Source organism: Chamaesiphon sp. OTE_75_metabat_556 (assembly GCF_031378165.1).
Taxonomy (GTDB): domain Bacteria; phylum Cyanobacteriota; class Cyanobacteriia; order Cyanobacteriales; family Chamaesiphonaceae; genus Chamaesiphon.
In genome coordinates this window covers 1-2,625 of the sequence record NZ_JANNDR010000062.1, presented here as the reverse complement: position 1 = coordinate 2,625, position 2,625 = coordinate 1, and the positions used below count along the sequence as shown (strand labels likewise).

Below are 2,625 nucleotides of genomic sequence, written 5' to 3'. Positions count from 1 at the left end.
ACTCAATTAATCTATTAATCCCTATAACTGCTACCTAACAAAGGTTTCAGCGATTGTCCTGTGGCTTGAAAGCAAAGTGGGGGTTAATTTTAGAAGAAAAATGGGTATAATCTTAACTAAGTCTCCTTCTAAAAGAACTTAGTTTTTGGTTTCAGGTCGTTAAGCCTGAGCATTTAATAAAGGTCGTCTCGGCCGCTACCTGAACCCCTGCCTCGCAACACGCGAACTCGCAGGGGTTTGGTTGTTTGTAGATATTATGCCCTCTTTTCGAGCAAAAATCTAATTACTTTCTGGCTGACGCAAGAAATTCACCAGATTTTCATGACTCACCAAATGGATGGCGGTGCCGATCAGTACTCGAATCACTGTCTTGCTTTCTTGCTTGAGCAGTCCAAAGTCCAGGAATAGAGCCGGATCGTTATTGGGATCGACGATCGTTTTGCCAGTAAGGACGATCGCCTTTGTGACTGGTTTCCTTAGCTCGCCGCCATTTTGACCTTTAATTGGGTCTTTTTCTTTTTTGAGAAGTAACGTTGCTTGATTTAGTTGCCTACCCACTCGCACTAATTCACTCCACTTCTCGATCCGCGTTCTCCCATTCTTTTGTTGACTGTATATACAAAAATCTTGGCGATCTTCTCGCCACTTAACTCGTGCGGTGCCTTTCGATCTGAGCAGAAATGCGAAATTTCTGCCATCACTGGTTTTAACAAACAGATCGATCATCCCTTCATTAGTTTTAACTCGCGGAGTAAGTACGATCCCTTCATCTCTAAAAGTATTTAATAACATTTCAGTCACAGAAACTAAGCGATCTATCGTTAAAGATTCATCGATTGCCTTTAAGCTGCCAATCGCTCCACCAAGTCCGACGATTGGATTACTAATAACTGCCCCACCGCTAGCAACTCCAGCAGATATCTTGGCTAAATTTTTCCAGAAATCTTGTTTTTCTTTAAGATATTTTAATGCCTCATCATTTTGTAAATATCCCAACTCTCTAGTCTGTTCGATATCTGATATTGAGAGGATCGAACTAGTATTAGCATTATCAAACATATTTTTTAAAAGATAGTATTTTATCTTAATTTAATATTGCTCCATGTTGGCGGTCGATAAATTAGCCCTGCTAAACAACAATCTTAGCTCTTCATCGGCATCGGTGGCACGATCGCTCCTCAAGTCTGGGTCGATCGGCTCTGTCATTTCGATCGATCGGTAGCTGTCGCGACAACCGCCGATGGATCGTGAAATCTATAGCTGGATGGAGTCTAGCTGTGTCACCAAGAGCTGTCATTTGACAAACGACAGCACATTTAACCCCAGAGCCGAGCGTTGTCGCCCCGCCAATTGACGTGTCATTTAATATGCCTTCCTCGATCCATCTATTGAATGAATGATGTTTCGATTTGTGAAAATTGCACGGAGGGTTTCTCTGGAAAATGGACTGTAATATCGATCGATCCGCCCATTGCGGCGATCGTGCCAATCAATGTCGAGAGAGTGATATTTTCTCTAGCTTCAACTTGAGATATATAGGATTGCCGCACTTCTAATAAATCGGCTAGCTCTTCTTGGGTGAGTCCGGCAGCTTGTCGAACCGCACTGATAATTTTTAATTTCGCACGAATTTTATCGGCACCAGCACTAATTTCTGACTGCATTTGTGGAGAAAATTCTTGTTTGATTTGGCGATAGGTTCTGTGTTGTCTATTCATAGGGATTTACCACTATCAGTTTCTTCTAGGTACTCTGTAAACCGTCGCTCGGCGATGGGGATATTCTTTTCATACCAGCGTTTATCGCCTCCTTTGTCACCCCCAACGAGCAGAACTGCTTGGCGTTGCGGATCGAAAACAAACAGTATCCGGTAGGGATTGCCATCATGTTGGACGCGAAGTTCTTTCATATTGGTAAAGGTCGAACCTTTAATCGTGTCCGCGTAAGGACGACCCAATGATGCTCCCTGCTCTTCTAAAATATCGAGTACCATCGCAATCGACGCTTGTACCCCATTATCTTGAGCAAAAAACCATTCTTCAAATTCTCTATGAAAAATAATCTCCCATATCATATATTCATGATATCACATTTATATAATACCGCTGGATCGAACTCCTGTAGTCTACCGAGGGATAGGGGGGCTAAAATTGCGATCGGGCAAATTCAAGTCCCTATAAATACGTTTATAGGTACCTAAAATCTCACAGTAAAATCGGCTCAAATTAGCTTTGAGCAAAGAATTGGAGGTTTTAAAGAAAATACTTATGGTGAATTTAACTAGATCGATACTTAGGGTGCGGATCGTCTCGATCCCGCGCCATTGGCACGGGCAATTTCATGCTGCAAGCAAAGTCAGGAGATGGAATGAGCTTTATTACAACTGCCTCTGAGCAAACGTTACAACGCTACCAAAGCAGGTTTTCGGGCCGATCCTGTAGCAATCCCGTGTGGCGAGCGGACTTACCACTCATTCCACTTGCATGAAGACAGAATAGTTTATTTATACTATAATACAAACAAATATTTTGAAAAAGTAGATTAGGAGCGATCGTTGCATGTCAAATCACTCTGGCAGCTATATGTTGAATCAAGTAATTGAAATTCTCGATCGACATGAAATGT

The 2,625-nt window shown here is 42.2% G+C and carries 3 protein-coding genes; all 3 read right to left on the bottom strand.

The genetic code is table 11. The features are described from left to right. Positions 1 to 279: 279 nt before the first annotated feature. The 3 genes from RMO27_RS03190 to RMO27_RS03180 all read right to left on the bottom strand — a co-directional run bounded on the left by RMO27_RS03190 (position 280) and on the right by RMO27_RS03180 (position 2,074). Positions 280 to 1,059, bottom strand: a complete 780-nt coding sequence (locus tag RMO27_RS03190) for a hypothetical protein (RefSeq protein ID WP_309729020.1) — start codon at positions 1,057 to 1,059, stop codon at positions 280 to 282. Positions 1,060 to 1,385: 326 nt separating this feature from the next. Continuing rightward, positions 1,386 to 1,718: a helix-turn-helix transcriptional regulator gene (locus tag RMO27_RS03185; RefSeq protein WP_309729018.1), complete on the bottom strand. Its 333-nt coding sequence runs from the start codon at positions 1,716 to 1,718 to the stop codon at positions 1,386 to 1,388. Then, positions 1,715 to 2,074, bottom strand: coding sequence for a type II toxin-antitoxin system RelE/ParE family toxin (locus tag RMO27_RS03180; RefSeq protein WP_309729016.1), 360 nt, complete (start codon positions 2,072 to 2,074; stop codon positions 1,715 to 1,717). Before RMO27_RS03180 ends, RMO27_RS03185 begins: the two co-directional genes overlap by 4 nt. Between the last annotated feature and the right edge of the window lie 551 nt (positions 2,075 to 2,625).

What these genes read in the sequence shown, in the direction of transcription:
- RMO27_RS03190 (WP_309729020.1), bottom strand. Translation starts at nt 1,059, where the DNA reads ATGTTTGATAATGCTAATACTAGTTCGATCCTCTCAATATCAGATATC.
- RMO27_RS03185 (WP_309729018.1), bottom strand. Translation starts at nt 1,718, where the DNA reads ATGAATAGACAACACAGAACCTATCGCCAAATCAAACAAGAATTTTCT.
- RMO27_RS03180 (WP_309729016.1), bottom strand. Translation starts at nt 2,074, where the DNA reads ATGATATGGGAGATTATTTTTCATAGAGAATTTGAAGAATGGTTTTTT.